This window comes from Streptomyces sp. NPDC058086 (assembly GCF_042885015.1).
Taxonomy (GTDB): Bacteria; Actinomycetota; Actinomycetes; order Streptomycetales; family Streptomycetaceae; genus Streptomyces.
The window spans coordinates 1-4,199 of record NZ_JBHVST010000241.1; the positions used below are offsets into that span (position 1 = coordinate 1).

The 4,199-nt window shown below is 66.7% G+C and carries 2 protein-coding genes and 3 pseudogenes; 3 read left to right on the plus strand and 2 right to left on the minus strand.

Annotated elements, in window-relative coordinates; genetic code table 11:
* Positions 1 to 415: 415 nt before the first annotated feature.
* From ACFVWD_RS57595 to ACFVWD_RS57605, 3 genes and pseudogenes are all read left to right on the plus strand, one after another.
* Positions 416 to 1,618 (plus strand): MFS transporter, encoded by a 1,203-nt coding sequence (locus ACFVWD_RS57595; protein WP_389607125.1) that lies wholly within the window; start codon positions 416 to 418, stop codon positions 1,616 to 1,618.
* Between the two features lie 180 nt (positions 1,619 to 1,798).
* Positions 1,799 to 2,781, plus strand: a pseudogene (gene dmpG / locus ACFVWD_RS57600) (4-hydroxy-2-oxovalerate aldolase).
* A gap of 253 nt (positions 2,782 to 3,034) precedes the next feature.
* Positions 3,035 to 3,158, plus strand: a pseudogene (locus ACFVWD_RS57605) (IS5/IS1182 family transposase); the annotation flags it as partial.
* A gap of 19 nt (positions 3,159 to 3,177) precedes the next feature.
* Here the strand turns inward: ACFVWD_RS57605 and ACFVWD_RS57610 are convergent.
* Positions 3,178 to 3,663, minus strand: a complete 486-nt coding sequence (locus ACFVWD_RS57610) for a hypothetical protein (protein ID WP_389607126.1) — start codon at positions 3,661 to 3,663, stop codon at positions 3,178 to 3,180.
* Positions 3,664 to 3,842: 179 nt separating this feature from the next.
* Positions 3,843 to 4,010, minus strand: a pseudogene (locus ACFVWD_RS57615) (transposase); the annotation flags it as partial.
* Between the last annotated feature and the right edge of the window lie 189 nt (positions 4,011 to 4,199).

Below are 4,199 nucleotides of genomic sequence, written 5' to 3' on the forward strand. Positions count from 1 at the left end.
GTCAGGGCCGGCCCGACGACCGCCTGCCCCTGAAGTCCTGACCCGGCGCCGACCGCGACCGGCGTACGCCGGAAGTCGGCCGAACGCCGGTCCCGGTACGTTCATCGTCGAGCGCCGCACCCACAGCCAGGCCCGTCGAAGGGCCCGATCACTGGCCTCCGCGCAGCAGCGGGAAGGTGTGCTCGCCGGAGCGGCGCAGCCGCCGTCGATGGTACGGCCGACCAGGTCGGCGCCCCCGTCCGGCGTCGCACTCACGCAACAGCTCACCGACCCCCAGTCTCCGAGCGCTGACCCAGGCGCGAGCCATACACGACCAAGTGCCGTAGGTCCTTGACGTGTCGACGTGCTTCGCACGGCACCCAGACCAGACGCCCAGGAGCAAGCATGCCGAAGGCATGCTCGAGGAGGCTCTCGGATGAGGACCCGCTTGATCACCTTGGCGGTGGGGACGTTCGCGATCGGCATCGACGTACTCGTGACCGCCAGCCTCGTCGCTCCCATGTCCAGGGATCTCCAGGTCTCGGAGTCCGCCGCAGGTCAGCTCGTCACCGTCTTCGCCCTCTCCTACGCGATCCTGTCCCCGCTCCTTGCGGCCCTGACCGCCCGGATGTCTCGTAAGCACGTGCTGCTCGCCGCCCTGACCCTGTTCGTCCTCGGCAACGTGGCCACCGCGCTCGCCCCCACCTACGCCCTGGTCATGGCCTCTCGGGTCGTAGCTGCCGCCGGCGCATCGCTTTACACCCCCAACGCCTCGGCCGTGGCAGCAGCCATCGCTCCGCCCGAAAGCATGGGGCGAGCCATCGCCACCGTCATGGGCGGCCTCACCGTCGCCACAGCCCTTGGCGTCCCCATCGGTTCCTTCATCGGCGGCACGATGAACTGGCGCGCCACGATGTGGCTGGTCGCCGCACTCGGTGCCATCGCTCTGGTCGGCGTGACTCGCGCCATCCCCCACATCCAGCTGCCCATTCCGACCAAGCTGCGTGATCGTCTCGCCCCGCTGGGCGATCGACGCGTGGTAGCCGCATTGGCCTTGGCGATGCTTGTCTTCAGCAGCTTCTACACCCTCTACACCTACTTGGGGCCGGTGCTGAACCCGGCCACCGGCGGCAACGCCACCAAGCTCTCTGTCCTCCTGTGCGTGTACGGCAGCATGGCAGTCGTCGGCACTACGATCGGCGGCAAGCTCGCCGATACCCGCGACCCGCGCAAGGTCCGCTTCACCGCCCTGGCCTGCTTCGCCGCTGTCCTGGCCATGGTTCCTGTAGGGCGTCATTGGTTCATCGGGGCCCTGGTGTGGGTTGCGCTCCTCGGCGTGCCCAGTGTGATCCAGTACGTCTCACATCTGAAACTTCTCGTGGAGCTCGTTCCCCAAGCCACGCCTTTGCTGCTGGGCCTGAACGCGTCCGCCCAGTACCTCGGGATGGGCATCGGCGGTGCGGTCGGCGGAGCAGCCTTGGGGGCCTGGGGCCCGTCCAGCCTCGGCTGGATCAGCACCACCTTCTTGCTCGCCGCGGTCGTCCTCGCTCTCGCAGCACTGCGTCATCCCGCATCCTTTCCGCAGTCCACCGCCCCGGAAGCCGCATCGGTCCGCGGGCGGTCCGCGATGCCGGGCTGACGGAGAAGATCGCCGAAGCCCGCGAGCGGTCCGCGGAACCTACGGGGCCTCCCGGCGCATGCCGGAAACCTCGGCATCATGACCTCGGCGGCCCTGCGGGTCGGCGAGCAGATCGCACTGCGGAAGGCGACCACCCGATGAGCCGCCATCTTCGTCCAGGACGTCACCCTGTGGGACGGCATGCACGCCGTCCGCCACCGCATCAAATCCGAGGACGTGGCCCGGATCGCGGCAGCCCTCGACGCCGCCGGAGTAGACGGAATCGAGGTCGCCCACGGGGACGGTCTCGCCGGCGGGTCGCTCAACTATGGTCCGGGCTCCCACAGCGACTGGGAGTGGATCGAGGCAGATGCCGCGAACATCACCCGGGCCCGGCTCACCATACTGCTGCTGCCCGGCATCGGCACGATCGAAGAACTGCGCAGGGCCCACAGTCTGGGCGTCCGCTCCGTCCGGGTGGCCACCCACTGCACCGAGGCCGACGTGTCCGCCCAGCACATCGCGACCGCCCGCGAACTCGGCATGGACGTCTCCGGCTTCCTGATGATGAGCCACATGACCTCGGCCCAGAAGCTGGCCGAGCAGGCGAAGCTGATGGAGTCCTACGGTGCCCACTGCGTCTATGTCACCGACTCCGGCGGGCGGTTGACGATGGACGGGGTTCGCGAGCGGATCCGTGCCTACCGTGACGTGCTCGACTCGTCGACGGAGATCGGCATCCACGCTCACGAGAACCTCTCGCTCTCGGTGGTGAACGGTGTTGTGGCCGTGGAGGAGGGCGTCACCCGTGTCGACGCCTCACTTGCCGGCCACGGTGCCGAGGCGGGCACTGCCCGATCGAGCCTTTCGTCGCGGTGGCCGACCTCTCCGGCTGGAAGCACCGCTGCAACCTGTTCACGCTTCAGGCGGCCGCTGACGACATCGTGCGGCCGCTGCAGGACCGGCCCATCCGGGTTGACCGGGAGACACTGACTCTCGGCTACGCCGGCGTCTACTCCAGCTTCCTTCGCCACGCCGAAACGGCCTCGCAGCGGTACGGCATAGACGTCCGGGACCTTCTCATCGAGGTCGGTCGGTGCGGTCTGATCGGCGGGCAGGAAGACATGATCGTCGACCTTGCGCTCGACCTGCTCCAGCGCTCGGGCCCGCGGCCCGGTCAGTGAAGCAAGCCCTTCTCGTAAAGCCGGGCGGGTGTCTGAAAAGAGACCACTGTGAGGCGACTTGCACGGTTCTCTTCCTGGAACGAGTGTGTTCCGCCGCAGCCCCCGCCACCTCGTCGGTTTGCGATCCTTTGTTGCCCTGAACGCGGACCATGATCACGGTTCAGGGCCGGGGTCTCCAGCGCCTGGCAAAAGGAAGTTACGGTCGGACCGGCGACCTGCTATGCCATCGCCTGGGACGCGTAGTTGGTGGCCTACCCGATGGCTCTCTGGCTGTCGGCGCCTGAGCCCCCGCTACGAGCGAAATCCCCGCAACTACCTTCCGAGGCTTGGCCGCTGCCCTGTGCAGCTACAAACGACTGGTCCGCCTCACCACGTAGGACACGGTCTAAAATCCGGCTACGTGTAGTCGGAGTCCGTGCCTGCGTTGTCGGCGTCGGGCCGTGGGCAGACAGAAATACGGATGAGCCCGTTGGGTAGCTGTTCCAAGGCGGCGGCGTGCAGTGCTCCATCACGCCCCGCTAGCGCGTCTGACGTCATGGCGGAAGGCGGCACGATATGGGACCCGCCATTGCTCATCAGCGTGGCTATGAGCATGGCGTGGCTCAGCTCTCCTGGCTCTAGATCGCCCCAAGCGTCCAAAGCACCGGGAAGGTCGCCGTCCCGGGCCATGAGAGTGGTGGTGGCGGCGCAAATCCAGTCGGCGACGCGCCGGATCCGTCGGTACTGCTCGACCTTGAGTTCTTCGGAGCAACCTGACCCCGCCAACTTTGGAGCGAGACCTCCGAGAGCACGAATGGCATGAGCAAGATCTTTCGGAGAGGCCACATCTGCCGACGGTAGCTCATCGTCACTTGGAGGTGATTCCAGCGATTCCTCATCCACAAGATCCTCCTCTGACTGCCTGCCGCTGCCTCCCGGAACTGTTCAACGTGTCACGACGTCGCGTAGTTCATCAGAGAACGCCATCCTGACGGATGGCTGGCCGTCCCATGCTCATTGCTGCGGCAGAGCTGTCATCCCTCCGCGACATCCGCGAGCCAGTTGGTCACCAACTTTATCGCCTTGGCCATGGCCACCTTCGTTGCGAAACTGACCGTGTCGTCGATGCCCGCCCGGTGGCAGCGTTCCCGGTCGTCCGTCCAGGAGGTGGGCAGATACAGACGGCGGTCGATCAGTGTGCGTCCGCGGCCGGTGGCGTAGGCGAGGTACACCCCGATCTGACAGTTCTGGTGCGTCCTGAGGGTTTGTATCTCAATTAGTGCTCGGTAGGCGGGTGTTGGTCGGAGGCTGGGGTATGGCTGCGTGTCCGCCGTGCTGGGTTTCCTCGGTGCCTCGCAGGTGCGTGGGCTGGAGCGGTTTGTGTCCCAGCAGGTGTACTACTCGCTGGCCGGACGGGACATCGAGCGGGAGGTCCTGCC